The 16,385-nt window shown below is 70.4% G+C and carries 19 protein-coding genes; 16 read left to right on the top strand and 3 right to left on the bottom strand.

All coding sequences use genetic code 11. From position 1 onward, the window contains the following. Positions 1-32: 32 nt before the first annotated feature. The 11 genes from lepB (J8N05_RS33745) (at position 33) to J8N05_RS33695 (ending at position 9,680) form a co-directional block, all read left to right on the top strand. Positions 33-803 (top strand): signal peptidase I, encoded by a 771-nt coding sequence (gene lepB / locus J8N05_RS33745; protein WP_210889489.1) that lies wholly within the window; start codon positions 33-35, stop codon positions 801-803. Next, entirely contained in the window at positions 796-1,881 is a 1,086-nt protein-coding gene (gene lepB, locus J8N05_RS33740; RefSeq protein ID WP_210889487.1) for a signal peptidase I, read from the top strand. The genes lepB (J8N05_RS33745) and lepB (J8N05_RS33740) overlap by 8 nt, the downstream gene beginning before the upstream one ends. Next, the gene (lepB, locus tag J8N05_RS33735; protein WP_210889485.1) at positions 1,766-2,716 is read left to right on the top strand and encodes a signal peptidase I; all 951 of its coding nucleotides are present in this window, start codon (positions 1,766-1,768) and stop codon (positions 2,714-2,716) included. Before lepB (J8N05_RS33740) ends, lepB (J8N05_RS33735) begins: the two co-directional genes overlap by 116 nt. A 77-nt stretch (positions 2,717-2,793) precedes the next feature. Beyond that, a complete protein-coding gene (lepB, locus tag J8N05_RS33730) occupies positions 2,794-3,540 on the top strand; it encodes a signal peptidase I (RefSeq protein WP_210889483.1) in 747 nt (248 codons plus the stop codon). Beyond that, positions 3,530-4,051 (top strand): NUDIX hydrolase, encoded by a 522-nt coding sequence (locus tag J8N05_RS33725; RefSeq protein WP_247706617.1) that lies wholly within the window; start codon positions 3,530-3,532, stop codon positions 4,049-4,051. The genes lepB (J8N05_RS33730) and J8N05_RS33725 overlap by 11 nt, the downstream gene beginning before the upstream one ends. A gap of 55 nt (positions 4,052-4,106) precedes the next feature. Continuing rightward, positions 4,107-4,415 carry a DUF2469 domain-containing protein gene (locus J8N05_RS33720; protein ID WP_055510545.1) on the top strand — a complete coding sequence of 103 codons (309 nt, stop codon included), beginning with the start codon at positions 4,107-4,109 and terminating at the stop codon, positions 4,413-4,415. Between the two features lie 152 nt (positions 4,416-4,567). After that, positions 4,568-4,993, top strand: coding sequence for a YraN family protein (locus J8N05_RS33715; RefSeq protein WP_210889481.1), 426 nt, complete (start codon positions 4,568-4,570; stop codon positions 4,991-4,993). Further along, entirely contained in the window at positions 4,993-6,615 is a 1,623-nt protein-coding gene (locus J8N05_RS33710) for a YifB family Mg chelatase-like AAA ATPase (RefSeq protein WP_210889479.1), read from the top strand. The genes J8N05_RS33715 and J8N05_RS33710 overlap by 1 nt, the downstream gene beginning before the upstream one ends. Continuing rightward, entirely contained in the window at positions 6,612-7,781 is a 1,170-nt protein-coding gene (dprA, locus tag J8N05_RS33705) for a DNA-processing protein DprA (protein WP_407699953.1), read from the top strand. The genes J8N05_RS33710 and dprA overlap by 4 nt, the downstream gene beginning before the upstream one ends. 278 nt (positions 7,782-8,059) lie before the next feature. Next, on the top strand, positions 8,060-8,899 hold the full coding sequence (gene whiG / locus J8N05_RS33700) for an RNA polymerase sigma factor WhiG (protein ID WP_210889477.1): 840 nt from the start codon (positions 8,060-8,062) through the stop codon (positions 8,897-8,899). Positions 8,900-9,122: 223 nt separating this feature from the next. Continuing rightward, a complete protein-coding gene (locus J8N05_RS33695) occupies positions 9,123-9,680 on the top strand; it encodes a TetR/AcrR family transcriptional regulator (RefSeq protein ID WP_210890558.1) in 558 nt (185 codons plus the stop codon). Between the two features lie 83 nt (positions 9,681-9,763). Here the strand turns inward: J8N05_RS33695 and J8N05_RS33690 are convergent, their stop codons facing one another. After that, positions 9,764-10,438, bottom strand: a complete 675-nt coding sequence (locus tag J8N05_RS33690) for a M23 family metallopeptidase (protein ID WP_247706616.1) — start codon at positions 10,436-10,438, stop codon at positions 9,764-9,766. A gap of 344 nt (positions 10,439-10,782) precedes the next feature. Here J8N05_RS33690 and rpsB point away from each other — a divergent pair, with 344 nt between their 5' ends. The 5 genes from rpsB (at position 10,783) to J8N05_RS33665 (ending at position 15,554) form a co-directional block, all read left to right on the top strand. Next, positions 10,783-11,721, top strand: coding sequence for a 30S ribosomal protein S2 (gene rpsB / locus J8N05_RS33685; RefSeq protein WP_210889475.1), 939 nt, complete (start codon positions 10,783-10,785; stop codon positions 11,719-11,721). A gap of 151 nt (positions 11,722-11,872) precedes the next feature. Further along, entirely contained in the window at positions 11,873-12,709 is an 837-nt protein-coding gene (tsf, locus tag J8N05_RS33680) for a translation elongation factor Ts (RefSeq protein WP_210889473.1), read from the top strand. Positions 12,710-12,921: 212 nt separating this feature from the next. Further along, entirely contained in the window at positions 12,922-13,695 is a 774-nt protein-coding gene (pyrH, locus tag J8N05_RS33675) for a UMP kinase (protein WP_210889471.1), read from the top strand. 120 nt (positions 13,696-13,815) lie between these two features. Continuing rightward, positions 13,816-14,373 (top strand): ribosome recycling factor, encoded by a 558-nt coding sequence (gene frr / locus J8N05_RS33670; RefSeq protein WP_149515371.1) that lies wholly within the window; start codon positions 13,816-13,818, stop codon positions 14,371-14,373. Further along, positions 14,373-15,554, top strand: coding sequence for a phosphatidate cytidylyltransferase (locus tag J8N05_RS33665; RefSeq protein ID WP_210889470.1), 1,182 nt, complete (start codon positions 14,373-14,375; stop codon positions 15,552-15,554). The genes frr and J8N05_RS33665 overlap by 1 nt, the downstream gene beginning before the upstream one ends. 39 nt (positions 15,555-15,593) lie before the next feature. Here J8N05_RS33665 and J8N05_RS33660 read toward each other — a convergent pair whose 3' ends face one another. Together J8N05_RS33660 and J8N05_RS33655 are read right to left on the bottom strand one after the other, a co-directional pair. Further along, the gene (locus tag J8N05_RS33660; RefSeq protein WP_210890556.1) at positions 15,594-15,806 is read right to left on the bottom strand and encodes a hypothetical protein; all 213 of its coding nucleotides are present in this window, start codon (positions 15,804-15,806) and stop codon (positions 15,594-15,596) included. Positions 15,807-15,895: 89 nt separating this feature from the next. Then, positions 15,896-16,255: a DUF6233 domain-containing protein gene (locus J8N05_RS33655; RefSeq protein WP_210889468.1), complete on the bottom strand. Its 360-nt coding sequence runs from the start codon at positions 16,253-16,255 to the stop codon at positions 15,896-15,898. Positions 16,256-16,385: the final 130 nt, after the last annotated feature.

Genomic DNA, 16,385 nt, shown 5'->3' with positions numbered 1-16,385 from the left:
CCCTCGTCAGGGCCGGATAGCATCTGGCCCACATGGACGCCGAAGCACAGCACACGGAGCGCGACCGCTCCTCCCACCCCGTCGTATCCGAGGAGATCTCGGACACACAGGGGGCGGAGGGACGGTCGCGTTTCGCGTTGGTGGCCCGGGCCGCCGACTGGCTGCCGGGCGGGCGGATCACCCTGACCGTGCTGTTCTGTCTGTTCTCCCTGCTGCTGCTCACCCGGTTCGTGATCCAGCCGTTCGAAATTCCCAGTGGCTCGATGGAGCCGGGATTGAGGATCGGGGACCGCGTTCTCGTAAATAAGTTGGCGTACCGTTTCGGTGCTGAGCCGAGGCGCGGTGACGTCGTCGTGTTCGACGGCACCGGTTACTTCGGCGACGCCGACTACATCAAGCGTGTGGTCGGCGTGGGGGGAGACCATGTGGTCTGCTGCGACAGGCAGGGGAGGATCGAGGTGAACGGCCGCTCGGTCGACGAGTCGACGTTTCTGTACCCGGGGAACGAGCCGTCCGAAGTGCGCTTCGACGTGGTCGTCCCCGACGGCACCCTCTTCGTCCTGGGTGACCACCGCGGCGACTCCAGCGACTCCCGGGACCACCTCGGCTCCCCGGGCGGCGGCATGATCCCCGTCGACGACGTGATCGGCAGAGCCGACTGGGTCGCCTGGCCGCTGGGCCACTGGACCGGTCTCGAACGGGCCGACGGCTACGCGCGCGTGCCCGACGCCGCGGGCTCGCCCCCTCGCTCGTCCCTGTCAGGGACGAGCGGGCAAAAGGCCGTGGACGGTGTCCATGGGTAACCGCGGCAAGCCCCGCGGCACCCACAGTGCCGCCGAGGACCTCCTGCCCACGGGCTCCCGGCGCACGGGCGGCCCCGTGATGCCCGGCCGGGCCGACCGGCGCAAGCTGGCCCGGCGGGTCAAGCGGCGCAGGCAGCGCTCCGCGGTCAAGGAGATACCGCTCCTGATCGGCGTCGCGCTGCTCATCGCACTCGTCCTGAAGACGTTCCTCGTCCAGGCCTTCGTGATCCCGTCGGGCTCCATGGAGCAGACGATCCGGATCGGCGACCGTGTCCTGGTCGACAAGCTGACCCCGTGGTTCGGCTCGAAGCCCGAGCGCGGCGACGTCGTCGTCTTCAAGGACCCCGGCGGCTGGCTGGAGGACGAACAGCCGACGGCGAAGAAGGAAGACCCCATCGTCGTCAAGCAGGTCAAGGAGGCGCTGACCTTCATCGGCCTGCTGCCCTCCGACAACGACCGGGACCTGATCAAACGGGTCGTCGCGGTCGGCGGCGACACCGTCAAGTGCTGTGACACCCAGGGCCGCGTCACCGTCAACGGAATGCCGCTCGACGAGCCCTACATCAACCCCGGCGACAAACCCTCCTCGCTGGTCTTCGAGGTCAAGGTGCCGGCGGGGCGCCTGTGGGTGATGGGCGACCACCGGTCCAATTCCGCGGACTCCCGTTTCCACCGCACCGAGAAGTACAACGGCACCATCTCCGAGGACGTCGTGGGCCGTGCCATGGTCATCGCCTGGCCCATCGGTCACTGGACTCAGCTCAAGGAACCCGACACCTACGCGTCCGTGCCCGACGTGGCCGGTGGAGCGACCACCGCACTCGACACGTCGCATAGGGTGGCCACCGCGGATCGATACGGATTGATCCCGCTCCCGATCCCTGCGGAACTCCCGCTCGTTATGGGAGTGGTGGGCCTGCGTCGTATCCGGCGCGGGCGGCGGCACGGAGTGAGGAGTGGATGTGGGGGATTTGGCGGTCGGCGCACGATCCGGACACGAGGGGCCCGAGGAGCGACCGGCGCGATCCGAAGAGTCGGCCCCGCCGGCCGGCGAGGACGCCGTGACCCCCGGAGATGACTCCGGTCACGACAACGGCGGGGACGGACGGGACCCCGAAGGGACCGCCCCGGCGCCGAAGAAGCCGCGGTCCTTCTGGAAGGAACTTCCCCTGCTCATCGGCATCGCGCTGGTTCTCGCGCTGCTGATCAAGTCCTTCCTGGTGCAGGCGTTCTCGATCCCCTCGGACTCGATGCAGAACACCCTCCAGCAGGGTGACCGCGTCCTGGTCGACAAGCTGACCCCGTGGTTCGGCTCGGAGCCCGAGCGCGGCGAGGTCGTCGTCTTCAACGACCCCGACGAGTGGCTGGCGGGCGAGCCGACGCCCAGCCCGAACGCGATCCAGACGGCCCTCAGCTGGATCGGCCTGATGCCCTCCGCCGAGGAGAAGGACCTCATCAAGCGCGTCGTCGGAGTCGGCGGCGACACCGTCGAGTGCAAGGGCACTGGCCCGCTGAAGGTCAACGGCAAGGCGCTGAACGAGCCCTACGTGTACCCGGGGAACACGCCCTGCACGATGGACGACGCCGGCGGCCAGTTCAAGGTGAAGGTTCCCGAAGGCAAAATCTGGGTCATGGGCGACCACCGGCAGAACTCGCTGGACTCCCGTTACCACCAGCAGGACAAGCACCAGGGCTTCGTCCCCGTGGACAACGTGGTGGGCCGCGCGATCGTCGTCGCCTGGCCGCCCACCCGCTGGTCGACGCTTCCGGTGCCGGACACCTTCGACCAGAACCTGACCGCCGCCGCTCCGGGTGCGCTCGGGTTCGTGGGCGCGGTGCCGCTGGTGCTGTGGCGCAGGCGTCGCCTTACCGTCGGGAACACCAGGGTTTCTGGGTCGCGTACCGCCGGGTAGGGTGCCGTCCCAGACGCCGATCTTCCGCGGCCCGACCTGGGCCGCGAGGTCGATTCTCCGAGTTGGGGAGCACTGGGATGAGCGGGACAAGTCGTACGGACGAGGGCCGCGGACGGCTCGGCAGCAAGCTGTCGGGGCTGGCCGTGGCCCTCGGCTGTGTGCTCTTCCTCGGTGGGTTCGCCTGGGGAGCGGTCGTCTACCAGCCCTACACCGTGCCGACCGACTCGATGTCGCCCACCATCGCGGGCGGCGACCGGGTGCTCGCCGAGCGGATCGACGGCTCCGAGGTGCAGCGCGGTGACGTCGTCGTCTTCAAGCAGTCCACCTGGGGCAACATGCCCATGGTCAAGCGGGTCGTCGCCGTCGGCGGGGACACGGTCGCCTGCTGTACGCAGGACAAGCTGACCGTCAACGGCAAGAAGATCGAGGAACCGTATCTGCCCGAGGGCAGCGCGGCCGAGTCGTCGAAGATTCCCTCCATCGAGGTGCCCAAGGACCGGCTCTTCCTGCTCGGCGACGAGCGCAGCGGCTCGCTGGACTCCACCGCCCACCTGACGGAAGCAGGCAACGGCACGGTGCCGCGCAGCGCGGTGAACGCGCGCGTCGACGCGGTGGCCTGGCCCATGAACGGCATGCTGGCCCGCCCCACCGGCTTCGAGACGCTCGGGGGCATCTCCGATCCGGGGCCCCTGCGCCTGGTCCTCGCGGCGGTCGTGGTGGGTGCGGTACTCGTCCTCGGCGGGGCCGCGTACGGGCCGGTCGCCAACCGGTCGGCACGCCGCCGCAGCCGTACGGGGGCGGGGGAGCGGGCCCTTGCCGGCTGACGCGTCGCTGCCGACGGGCGGTGATCTCGGCGAGCTGCGGAAGGTCGCCCGGGTGGTCCTGCTCGACCCGCAGGACCGCATCCTGCTGCTGCACGGGCATGAACCCGAGGACCCGTCGGACGACTGGTGGTTCACACCGGGCGGCGGTGTGGAGGGCGACGAGACACGCGAAGAGGCCGCCCTGCGGGAAGTCGCGGAGGAGACCGGCATCACCGAGGTCGAGCTGGGTCCGGTGCTGTGGCGGCGGACCTGTTCCTTCCCGTTCGCGGGGCGCCGCTGGGACCAGGACGAGTGGTACTTCCTGGGCCGTACGACGCAGACGGCGACCGAGGCCACGGGGCTGACCGAGCTGGAACGGCGCAGTGTCGCCGGAGCGCGCTGGTGGACGTGCCGGGAACTTGCCCGGGCACATGAGACGGTGTATCCGACCAGACTCGCCGAGCTGCTGCTCAGGCTGCTCGACGAAGGGCCCCCGGCCAGGCCCGAGACCCTCGACACGGAAATCGTCTAGGGGCTCGCGGGGCTGGCGCACAATAGGGGGACGCACGGCTGAAGGGGAACATGCCATGAGCGCCGAGGACCTCGAAAAGTACGAGACCGAGATGGAGCTGAAGCTCTACCGGGAGTACCGCGATGTCGTCGGTCTGTTCAAATATGTGATCGAGACCGAACGGCGCTTCTACCTCACCAACGATTACGAGATGCAGGTGCACTCGGTTCAGGGCGAGGTGTTTTTCGAGGTGTCCATGGCGGATGCCTGGGTGTGGGACATGTACCGACCTGCTCGGTTCGTGAAACAGGTACGCGTTCTGACATTCAAGGACGTGAACATCGAGGAGCTGAACAAGAGCGACCTCGAACTGCCCAGCAGCTAGGACCGGGCAGTCGGGACGGGGCTGACGATCCCGTAAGTCCTACGGCGGCCGCTCGTACGGGTGACTGAGTTGTCCACAGTCGAGCGGCCGTCCACCAAGATCCAACAGCGGATCGCGAGGGGCTCAGTGTTGGCGCCGGAGGTGGTGCCGACATGAAGACGTCCAAGGCATCCAAGGTTTCTGAGGCGCCCCACGCGCCCGACACGCCCCGTGCGTCCAAGGCACGCAAGGCGCTCGGCAGGTACGGCGAGGACCTGGCCGCGCGGCGGCTGGCCGAGGCCGGTATGACGGTCCTGCAGCGCAACTGGCGCGCGGGCCGGGCCGGCGAGATCGACATCGTGGCCCGCGACGGCGACGCACTGGTCGTCTGCGAGGTCAAGACCCGCCGTGCGGGACCCTTCGAGCATCCGATGGCCGCGGTGACCCCCGTCAAGGCCCGGCGTCTGCGCGGTCTCGCCGAGCGCTGGCTGCAGGAACACGGAGGGGCTCCACCCGGCGGCGTCCGTATCGACGTCGTGGGTGTCCTGCTGCCCGACCGCGGCGCCCCCGTCGTGGAGCACGTGCGAGGGGCGGCCTGATGGGCTTCGCGCGTACGTGCTCGGTGGCCCTCGTGGGCGTGGACGGTGTCGTCGTCGAGGTCCAGGCGGACCTGGAGCCGGGCGTGGCGGCGTTCACCCTGGTGGGACTGCCCGACAAGAGCCTGACGGAGAGCAAGGACCGCGTCAGGGCGGCCGTGGTCAACTCCGGCGGCGAGTGGCCGCAGAAGAAGCTCACCGTGGGCCTCAGCCCGGCCTCGGTGCCCAAGGGCGGCAGCGGTTTCGACCTCGCCATCGCCTGCGCGGCCCTCGGTGCCTCGGAGCGCATCGATCCCCGCGTGCTCGCCGACATCGTGATGATCGGGGAGCTGGGCCTGGACGGCCGGGTCCGGCCAGTACGAGGGGTGCTGCCGGCCGTGCTGGCCGCCGCCGAGGCGGGATACGAACAGGTGGTGGTGCCGGAGAGCGCGGCCGCCGAGGCCTCCCTGGTACCCGGTGTGTCCGTGCTCGGCGTGCGCAGCCTCCGCCAGCTCATCGCGGTCCTCACGGACGAACCGGTGCCCGACGAGGATCCGGACGAGCCGGGCCGGACCGATCCGCTCGCCGGCCTGCGCATGCCGGGCACGGGCGCGGCCACCGGAATGCACAGCATGGGCGCCGCGCACCACGACCACGAACACGACCTCGCCGACGTCGTGGGCCAGCTCTCGGCACGGACCGCGGTGGAGGTCGCCGCGGCCGGTGGCCACCATCTGTTCCTGGAAGGGCCGCCGGGAGCGGGCAAGACCATGCTCGCCGAGCGGCTGCCCGCCATCCTGCCGCGGCTCGGCCGGAGCGAGTCCCTGGAGGTCACGGCCGTCCACTCGGTCGCGGGCCTGCTGCCACCGGGCAAACCCCTGGTCGACGTCGCCCCCTACTGCGCCCCGCACCACTCGGCGACCATGCAGGCGCTGGTCGGCGGCGGCCAGGGGGTGGCACGGCCGGGTGCGGTGTCGCTCGCTCACAGAGGAGTGCTTTTTCTGGACGAGACACCCGAGTTCAGCAGCCGGGCCCTCGACGCACTGCGCCAGCCCCTGGAGTCCGGGCATGTGGTGATCGCGCGCAGTGCGGGTGTCGTGCGCTTCCCGGCACGGTTCCTGATGGTCCTCGCCGCCAACCCCTGCCCCTGCGGCCGCTTCTCCCAGCGGGACACCCTGTGCGAGTGCTCGCCCTCCACGATCCGCCGCTACCAGGCCCGCCTCTCCGGACCGCTGCTCGACCGCGTCGACCTGAGGGTGGAGGTGGACCGCGTCACCCGCGCCCAGCTGACGGAGCGGGGCGCGCGGGGCGAGAGCACCCAGACGGTCGCCGACCGGGTCCGGGAGGCCAGGGCGAGGGCCGCCGCGCGCCTGACGGACACCCCCTGGCGCACGAACAGCGAGGTACCTGGCCGCGAGCTCCGCAGCCGGTGGTACGCGTCCCCGGGCGCCATGGACGACGCCGAGCGCAGCTTGGAGCGCGGTGTGCTCACCGCCCGGGGGCTCGACCGGGTCCTGCGGGTCGCCTGGACCGTCGCGGATCTCGCCGGCCACGACCGGCCGGGAGTGGCGGACGTGACCCTCGCGCTGCAACTGCGCACCGGGGTCCCCCGGGGGGTGCCGATGGCGATTGGGGCCTCCCGGTGAACCAGTGCTTCCCGGTGGGCGGAGCGAGCGGGGACGGGGAGCGGCTCCACCGGGCTTTCCTCGCACGGGTCGTCGAACCGGGGGACGAGGTCTGCGGGCGATGGCTCCGTGAGTGCGGAACGGGGGAGGTGGTCCGGCGCCTCACCGGGGGCGGACAGCGGCTGCCCGGTGTGACGGACGTGCGATGGGCGGGCCTGCGGGCCCGGGCCGAGCGGGCGGACCCGGAGCGCGACCTCGCGGTGGCGCGGGACAGCGGGACACGGTTCGTGTGCCCCGGCGATCCCGAGTGGCCCGCGCAGCTCGACGACCTGGGGGATGCCAGGCCCGTCGGACTCTGGGTGCGGGGGCTGCCCAACCTGCGGATATGGGCGCTGCGCTCCGTCGCCGTCGTGGGGGCACGGGCCTGCACCGAGTACGGCGCCCACATGGCGTCGGCGCTCGGTGCGGGGCTCGCGGAGCGGGGGTGGGTCGTGGTGTCGGGAGGCGCCTACGGCGTGGACGGCGCGACGCACAGGGGCGCTCTCGGGGCGGGCGGCGCCACCGTCGCCGTACTCGCCTGCGGGGTCGACCGGCCCTATCCGCGCGGTCACACGCAGTTGATCACCAGGATCGCCGAACAGGGTCTGGTGGTCGGGGAGTTGCCGCCCGGCGATCATCCGACCCCGAGCAGGTTCATCCTGCGGAACCGGGTCATCGCGGCGCTGACGCGCGGCACGGTGGTCGTCGAGGCGGCGTACCGCAGCGGTGCGTTGGCGACCGCCCGGGCCGCCCAGCGGCTGGGCAGATTCACGATGGGAGTACCGGGGCCGGCCACCAGCGGTCTCTCGGCGGGCGTGCACGAACTCCTGCGCGGGGACGCGGTGCTGGTCACCGACGCCGCGGAAGTGGCCGAGCTGATCGGGGACATGGGCGAGCTGGCCCCGGCCCGGCGCGGACCGGTGCTGCCGCGCGACCTCCTGGACCCGGACGCCGCCCGGGTGCTGGCCGCGCTGCCGGCCCGGGAGACGGCGTCGCGGCAGGACATCGCCAGGCACGCCGGGACCACGGAGGACGACGCGGTCGCGAGACTGTACGAACTCCGCTCACTTGGCTTCGTCGAACGACACGGCGACGGCTGGAAGTTGACACGCCAGGCCGCTCTGTCCATCGGCACGGATCGGAGGTGACGCTGACCGAGAGTGTTCGGCCGTCCGGGCTACACCCCGAAGCCCCTGGGTTTTCCCGTAGTTGACGCTCTGCAGAGGTCACGCACGGCGACGGCCACACCTGTGCCGGACGGCCGACGGAACGTATCTGCGCACGGTGAGTCCAGCACTGTTCGCACACTGCGACTCTCCAGTCACGCTACGCTCACATGGATTCCGACTCAGACAGGCAACTCGACATCAGACCGACAGCTCACGCAGTCACTCACAGTTCACTGCAGAACGGCACAAGGCGACGCATGCCCCAGCACACCTCCGGGTCCGACCGGGCGGCGGTTCCCCCCGCCGCCCGTGACGGCGGCGTGCGGCCGCCCGCCCCCTCGACGCTCGACGAGCTGTGGAGGTCGTACAAGACCACGGGCGACGGGCGGCTGCGCGAGCAGCTGATCCTGCACTACTCGCCGCTGGTGAAGTACGTGGCAGGCCGGGTGAGCGTGGGTCTGCCCCCCAACGTGGAGCAGGCGGACTTCGTCTCGTCGGGCGTGTTCGGGCTGATCGACGCCATCGAGAAGTTCGACATCGAGCGGGAGATCAAGTTCGAGACGTACGCGATCACGCGGATCCGGGGCGCGATGATCGACGAACTGCGGGCACTGGACTGGATCCCCCGGTCCGTGCGGCAGAAGGCGCGCAATGTCGAGCGGGCCTACGCGACGCTGGAGGCGCGGCTGCGGCGTACGCCGTCGGAGTGCGAGGTGGCCGCCGAGATGGGGATCGCGGTCGACGAACTGCACGCGGTGTTCGGCCAGTTGTCGCTGGCCAACGTCGTGGCCCTGGAAGAGCTGCTGCATGTCGGCGGTGAGGGCGGCAACCGGCTGAGCCTGATGGACACCCTTGAGGACACCGCGGCCGACAATCCGGTGGAGGTCGCGGAGGACCGTGAGCTGCGGCGTTTCCTGGCACGGGCCATCAACACGCTGCCCGAGCGGGAGAAGACCGTGGTGACCCTCTACTACTACGAGGGCCTCACGCTCGCCGAGATCGGCAATGTGCTCGGGGTGACGGAGAGCCGCGTCAGCCAGATCCACACCAAGTCCGTGCTCCAGCTCCGGGCGAAACTGGCGAGCTTCGGGCGCTGACCCCGCCGCCTCGCTGACCTCGCTGAATCGTCCCTCGCCGGGCCTTCTCGCGGGCGGGCGGGAGCCCTGTCGGTCGGGATCGGTCGGACGGTCCGGAGGGGAGAAATCCCTTCGGTCCGGTGCCGCTGATCTGCGGCTGATCGCGGTGCACCCGGGCGAGAGTCTCCCGTCCTGGGCGGGGCGTCCGTAAAGTGGGGGCGTGCCAAGGATTCGAGCGGCCTCCGTGGCCGAGCACCGGTCGATGCAGCGAGCCGCCCTGCTGGACGCGGCGCGATCCCTGCTGTCCGAGGGCGGGACGGAGGCCCTGACGTTCCCGGCGCTCGCCGAGCGGACGGGTCTCGCGCGGTCCTCCGTGTACGAGTACTTCCGTTCCCGTGCGGCGGTGGTCGAAGAGCTCTGCGAGGTCGACTTCCCGCTCTGGGCCGCCGAGGTCGAAACCGCGATGTCGCTGGCCGCGACGCCCGAGGGCAAGGTCGAGGCGTACGTCCGCAGCCAGCTCGCCCTGGTGGGGGACCGGCGGCACCGGGCCGTCGTGGCGATCTCCGCGAGTGAGCTCGACGCCGGTGCGCGCGAGAAGATCCGCGCCGCGCACGGGGGGCTCGTCGCGATGATCGTGGAGGCGTTGCGGGACATGGGGCACGAGCAGCCCCGGATGGCCGCGATGCTGCTCCAGGGGATCGCGGACGCGGCCGTGCGCAGGATCGAGCTCGGTGCGGCCGAGGAGCCCGGGGTGATCACCGAGGCCGCCGTGGCGATGGCTCTGCGAGGCGTGCGCGGCTGACGACGGACGGCCGACGGCTGACGGCGGCTGCGTCACGTCGGTGCCGCTCCCACCCCCGGCCCTGCTTCCGGTGCCGCAGCCGCCTACTCTCCCGGCGCCGCAGCCGGCTCCGGTTCCGGGATGCCCCTGACCGGCAGCAGACGTGACGGGCCCCTGGTCAGCAGCCACGGGGGCAGCAGCGACAGCGGGTCCAGGTAGGTGTCCCCGCGGCGCAGGCCCCAGTGGAGGCACGACATCGGGCAGTGGGAAGTCGGCGGCTCCAGTACGCCGACCACCTCGCCCGCCGTCACCTCGGCGCCCTTCTTCAGCGTCGCCGCCACCGGCCCGTACGTCGTGCGCAGGGGCGGGGTGCCCGTGCCGGTCAGCTCCACCGAGACGACCCCGCGGCCCGCGACCCGGCCGGCGAAGGAGACGCGGCCCGGTGCGACGGCCCGGACCGGGGTGCCGGGGGCCGCGGTGAGATCGACGCCCCGGTGGCCCCTGCCGTAGACGGTCGCGGGCGGCTCCCAGCCCCGCGCCACCGGCGGGCGCGAGCCCACCGGCCAGGCGCTGCCGACGGCGGGGACCGGCGGGTCCGCACCGCCGGGACCGCCGGGACCCCCGGGATTCCCGGGACCCCCACCGGCACCCGCGCCGGGGTCGCCGGCGCGGGCGACGGCCGCCGGCCCGCCGCAGCCGAGGGCGAGGCCCAGCAGGAGACCGAGCACCAGCACGGCGGCCACCGCCATGGCACGCACCGCCATGGCGCGCGCCCTCACGGTCGGCATCGTCATGGCAGGCCGCGGCGCCGGTCCCGTACGAAGGAAATGGTCTGCTCGCATGCGAGAACCGTGCCTCGGACGGCATGAAAAAAGGGATCATGGTCAGGATCTGTGGAGTACCCGTCGGTTGTGGACAGCGGCGTCACCCGGCACCCCGTGGGTCCCGTACACTTCTTGTGGCGATCCGGGTCACCGGGTCGACTTCGCACGCCCCGACATCAGGCCGTCAAACAGCCGATGTCAGCGCCCCTCGGTCCCTCGTGGCAAGGCGCAATGCGGGCGTCAGGCGCGACCGCCGTCCGGCGGACGCGGCACAACCGAGAACACCAAGGAGTACGGCCATGGCCGTCGTCACGATGCGGGAGCTGCTGGAAAGCGGCGTCCACTTCGGTCACCAGACCCGTCGCTGGAACCCGAAGATGAAGCGCTTCATCTTCACCGAGCGCAACGGCATCTACATCATCGACCTGCTCCAGTCGCTGTCGTACATCGACCGCGCCTACGAGTTCGTCAAGGAGACCGTCGCCCACGGCGGCACGGTCATGTTCGTCGGCACGAAGAAGCAGGCGCAGGAGGCCATCGCCGAGCAGGCGACCCGCGTCGGCATGCCCTACGTGAACCAGCGCTGGCTGGGCGGCATGCTCACCAACTTCTCGACCGTCTACAAGCGTCTGCAGCGCCTCAAGGAGCTTGAGCAGATCGACTTCGAGGATGTGGCCGCGTCCGGCCTCACCAAGAAGGAGCTGCTCGTCCTCTCCCGCGAGAAGGCCAAGCTGGAGAAGACCCTCGGCGGTATCCGCGAGATGTCCAAGGTGCCCAGCGCCGTCTGGATCGTGGACACCAAGAAGGAGCACATCGCGGTCGGTGAGGCCCGGAAGCTCAACATCCCGGTCGTCGCCATCCTCGACACCAACTGCGACCCCGACGAGGTCGACTACAAGATTCCGGGCAACGACGACGCGATCCGCTCCGTCACCCTGCTCACCCGCGTGATCGCCGACGCCGTCGCCGAGGGCCTCATCGCCCGCTCCGGCGCCGGCAAGGCCGCCGAGGGTGACAAGGCCGCGGGCGAGCCGCTCGCCGCGTGGGAGCGCGACCTGCTTGAGGGCGGCGAGAAGAAGGCCGACGAGACCGCTGCCGAGGCGCCCGCTGCCGAGGCGCCCGCCGCCGAGGCTCCGGCCGCCGAGGCCCCCGCTGCCGAGGCCCCCGCCGCTGAGGCCGAGGCTCCCGCTGCCGCCGAGGCCGAGGTTGAGAAGCCGGCCGCGGCCGAGCAGGCCTGACGATCCAGCGTCACGGTTGAGTGAGGGCGGGCGGCGCCTGGTGCGTCGCCCGCCGTTCACCCCCAGCCCGTAGATCTTCGGTGGACGCCCGCCCGATCAGCGGCGGACGCCGACTCCGAGACTTCGAACTCCGAGAAGAGATTCACAGATCATGGCGAACTACACCGCCGCCGACGTCAAGAAGCTCCGTGAGCTCACGGGCGCCGGCATGATGGACTGCAAGAAGGCGCTGGACGAGGCCGACGGCAACGTCGACAAGGCCGTCGAGGCGCTGCGCATCAAGGGCCAGAAGGGCGTCGCCAAGCGCGAGGGCCGCTCCGCCGAGAACGGCGCCGTGGTTTCCATCATCGCCGACGACAACACCGCCGGTGTCCTGGTCGAGCTGAAGTGCGAGACGGACTTCGTCGCCAAGGGCGAGAAGTTCCAGGCCGTCGCCAACCAGATCGCCCAGCACGCCGCCGCGACCTCCCCGGCCGACATCCAGGCGCTCCTCGCCTCGGAGATCGAGTCCGGCAAGACGGTCCAGGCGTTCGTCGACGAGGCCAACGCGAACCTGGGCGAGAAGATCGTCCTCGACCGCTTCGCCCAGTTCTCCGGCGCCTACGTGACCGCGTACATGCACCGCACCATGCCCGACCTGCCCCCGCAGATCGGTGTCCTGGTCGAGCTGGACAAGGCCGACGCCGGTCTTGCCAAGGGCATCGCGCAGCACATCGCCGCCTTCGCGCCGAAGTACCTCTCCCGTGAGGACGTTCCGGCCGAGGTCGTCGAGTCCGAGCGCCGCGTCGCCGAGGAGACCACGCGCGCCGAGGGCAAGCCCGAGGCCGCGCTCCCGAAGATCGTCGAGGGTCGCGTCAACGGCTTCTTCAAGGAGGCCACCCTCCTCGGTCAGCCGTACGCGCTCGACAACAAGAAGTCCGTCCAGAAGGTCCTGGACGAGGCCGGTGTCACCCTGAAGCGCTTCTCGCGCATCAAGGTCGGCATCTGAGTCCGTACCGCGATCGACGCGCGATCCCGCTAGGGTCGACAGCAGTCGTCCGTGTCGGTCGCGCAGACCGTCACGCGCGGGCGTGAACGGACGACAGCAGATCTGACGAGGAGGCCATTGCCGCGCATGGGATGCGAACAACACCCCACCGGCAATGGCCTTCTTCGTATGTGCGACCCGTATGTGCGACACGTAGAAGAGGCGAGATCTCCATGACCACCACCAAGGCCGCCGACAAGGACGAAAAGAGCGACACCGGCAAGGGCTCCGGCCGCTTTCTGCTGAAGCTTTCCGGTGAGGCGTTCGCCGGTGGCGGAGCGCTCGGCGTCGACCCCGACGTGGTGCACAAGATGGCCCGGGAGATCGCCGCGGTGGTCCGCGGTGGCGCCCAGATCGCCGTCGTCATCGGGGGCGGCAACTTCTTCCGGGGAGCCGAGCTCCAGCAGCGCGGCATGGACCGGGCCCGCTCCGACTACATGGGCATGCTCGGCACCGTCATGAACTGCCTCGCCCTCCAGGACTTCCTGGAGAAGGAGGGCATCGACTCGCGCGTGCAGACCGCCATCACCATGGGGCAGGTCGCCGAGCCGTACATCCCGCTGCGGGCCGTGCGGCACCTGGAGAAGGGCCGTGTGGTCATCTTCGGCGCCGGGATGGGCATGCCGTACTTCTCCACGGACACCACCGCCGCCCAGCGCGCGCTGGAGATCGACGCCGAAGCGCTGCTGATGGGCAAGAACGGTGTGGACGGGGTCTACGACTCCGACCCCAAGACCAACCCCGGAGCGGTCAAGTTCGACGCGCTCAGCTACGGCGAGGTCATCACCCGCGACCTCAAGGTCGCCGACATGACCGCGATCACGCTGTGCCGTGACAACAAGCTCCCGATCCTCGTCTTCGAGCTTCTCGCCGAGGGCAATATCGCTCGGGCGGTCAAGGGTGAGAAGATCGGCACGCTTGTGGGTGACCAGGGCAGTCGGGCCTGACCGGGGGATGGACAATGTCCTGCCGGTCGGGAACCGTTCAGGAATAAGACGCGACGCAGCCGGCCGCCTAACCGCCAGGGAACCGCAGCCGGGCCTACTCAAGACACGCAGGAGCAAGTGGTGATCGAAGAGACCCTCCTCGAAGCCGAGGAGAAGATGGAGAAGGCCGTCGTGGTCGCCAAGGAGGACTTCGCCGCGATCCGCACCGGTCGTGCGCACCCGGCGATGTTCAACAAGATCGTGGCGGACTACTACGGCGCGTTGACCCCGATCAACCAGCTGGCCTCGTTCTCGGTGCCCGAGCCGCGTATGGCCGTGGTGACCCCGTTCGACAAGAGCGCGATGCGCAACATCGAGCAGGCGATCCGCGACTCCGACCTCGGCGTCAACCCGAGCAACGACGGCAACATCATCCGGGTGGTGTTCCCCGAGCTCACCGAGGAGCGCCGCAAGGACTACATCAAGGTGGCCCGCACCAAGGCCGAGGACTCCAAGATCTCGATCCGTTCCGTACGCCGCAAGGCCAAGGACGGCATCGACAAGCTGATCAAGGACGGCGAGGTCGGCGAGGACGAGGGCCGCCGTGCGGAGAAGGAGCTCGACGACACCACCGCGAAGTACGTCGCGCAGGTGGACGAGCTGCTCAAGCACAAGGAAGCAGAGCTGCTCGAAGTCTGATGAACGACTCTTCCTGGGGGGCACCGCCACAAGCCGGGTACTGGGGGCCGTCCGACCAGGGGCCTGTCCAGGGGGATGCCCCGGCGGGTCCCGCGTACGATGCGCACCACGCGCAGCAGACTCGCCCCATGCCCATCGTGCCCGACGTACCCGCGCATGGCGGAGACCAGGATGACGACCGGGGGGCTGCTCGGACGGGCGGCCCCCTGTTCCGCGACGAGACGACGCCCCCGTCGACGCCGTCGCCGTTCCAGACTTCGTCGCAGCATCCGCAGCATCCGCAGCATCCGCAGCATCCGCAGCATCCGCTGAATCAGCAGGAGCCCATGACCAGCGCCGCACAGCCCGCACCCGCGCCGCAGAAGAAGAGCGCGGGCCGCGACCTCGGCGCTGCCATAGGGGTCGGGGTCGGGCTCGGCGTGGTGATCGTCGCGTCGCTGTTCGTCGTCAAGGCCGTCTTCGTCGGTGTCATAACGGTCGCCGTCGTCGTCGGTCTGTGGGAGCTCACGTCGAGGCTCGCGGAGCGCAAGGACATCAAGGCGCCGCTCGTGCCGCTGGCGCTGGGCGGTGCGGCGATGGTCGTCGCCGGCTACGTCCGAGGGCCCGAGGGCGCCTGGGTCGCCATGGCGCTCACCGCGCTCGCGGTCCTGGTCTGGCGGATGACGGAACCGCCCGAGGGCTACCTCAAGGACGTCACCGCGGGGGTCTTCGCGGCCTTCTACATCCCGTTCCTCGCCACCTTCGTGGCGATGATGCTCACCGCGGACGACGGCGCGTGGCGGGTCCTGACGTTCCTGTTGCTGGCCGTGGTCAGTGACACGGGCGCGTACGCCGTCGGGTGGCGCTTCGGCACGCACAAGCTCGCCCCCCGCATCAGTCCCGGCAAGACCCGCGAGGGCCTGCTCGGTGCGGTCGCCTTCGCGATGGTGGCGGGCGCGCTGTGCATGCAGTTCCTCATCGACGACGGCACCTGGTGGCAGGGCCTGATCGTCGGCTTCGCGGTCGCGGCCAGCGCCACGCTCGGCGACCTCGGCGAGTCGATGATCAAGCGGGACCTGGGCATCAAGGACATGGGCACCCTGCTCCCGGGCCACGGCGGGATCATGGACCGACTGGACTCGCTGCTGCCCACCGCCCCCGTGGTGTGGCTGCTGCTGGTGCTCTTCGTCGGATCGGGCTGACCGGACCGGGCACCGCGTGACCCAGGGACCCCCGGCCGATCACGGCCGGGGGTCCTCGGCGTCCGGGCCCGCCGGGGAGTACTCGTGCGGCCGGCCGCCCTGCCACTTCACCCACCGCGGGTCGTCCAGCAGCTCCCAGGCGTCGTCCGGCAGGCCCGCCCGGCGCAGGAACTCGACCAGGTCGGTGTCGCTGTGGGCGAGCCCGAAGACCTGGCCGTGGATGGTGACCCGGCGCCCGCGGGCGCCCGTCATGCGGTGCACGACGATGGGCGCCGCATGCGTCCCGCTCGTGTTCTCGTTCTGCTTCTCGTCGTGCTTCTCGTCCTGCGGCCGTTCGCCGTTCACAGCACACCCAGATCGTTGTCGGGCCGGCAATAGGGACACGCGCTGATGCCGTCCTCCGTGAGAGCCCGGAGCGCCTGCTCGCGGGGCAGCGGTCTCGTGTTCTTCCCGGCCATGCCGCAGTCGCTCGTATGGACGGCGTCGGGGGCGGGTCTGCCACCCGCTCTTCGCAGCGCGAGTTTCCAGCCGGGCGCTGGCGCGGGCGCGGACGCGGGCAAGGGCGGTGTGCGCGCGGCACGGGCAGCGGCTGCCTCCTGACGTTCGAGCTCGGCGATGGTGTCGTCTGTGCGGCGCAGCTGCCAGGCCAGCCATTCGCGGACGCTGCGCAGGCGATCCAGGCGAGGCACTTTATCGGACACGCGTTCGATTCTAGGTCCAAGGGTGGCCTAGATGGCAACGCGGCCGGTGGAAGGGACCTCCGAAACGTGGAAGCGGCCCCCGAAACCTCGCGGCTCAGGTCACACGAATCGATCTGCGACACTGGTACAG

It is taken from the genome of Streptomyces liliiviolaceus (genome assembly GCF_018070025.1).
Lineage (GTDB): Bacteria > Actinomycetota > Actinomycetes > Streptomycetales > Streptomycetaceae > Streptomyces > Streptomyces liliiviolaceus.
Note: the sequence above shows the minus strand (reverse complement) of the source record. Positions and strands in the feature narration are given on the sequence as shown.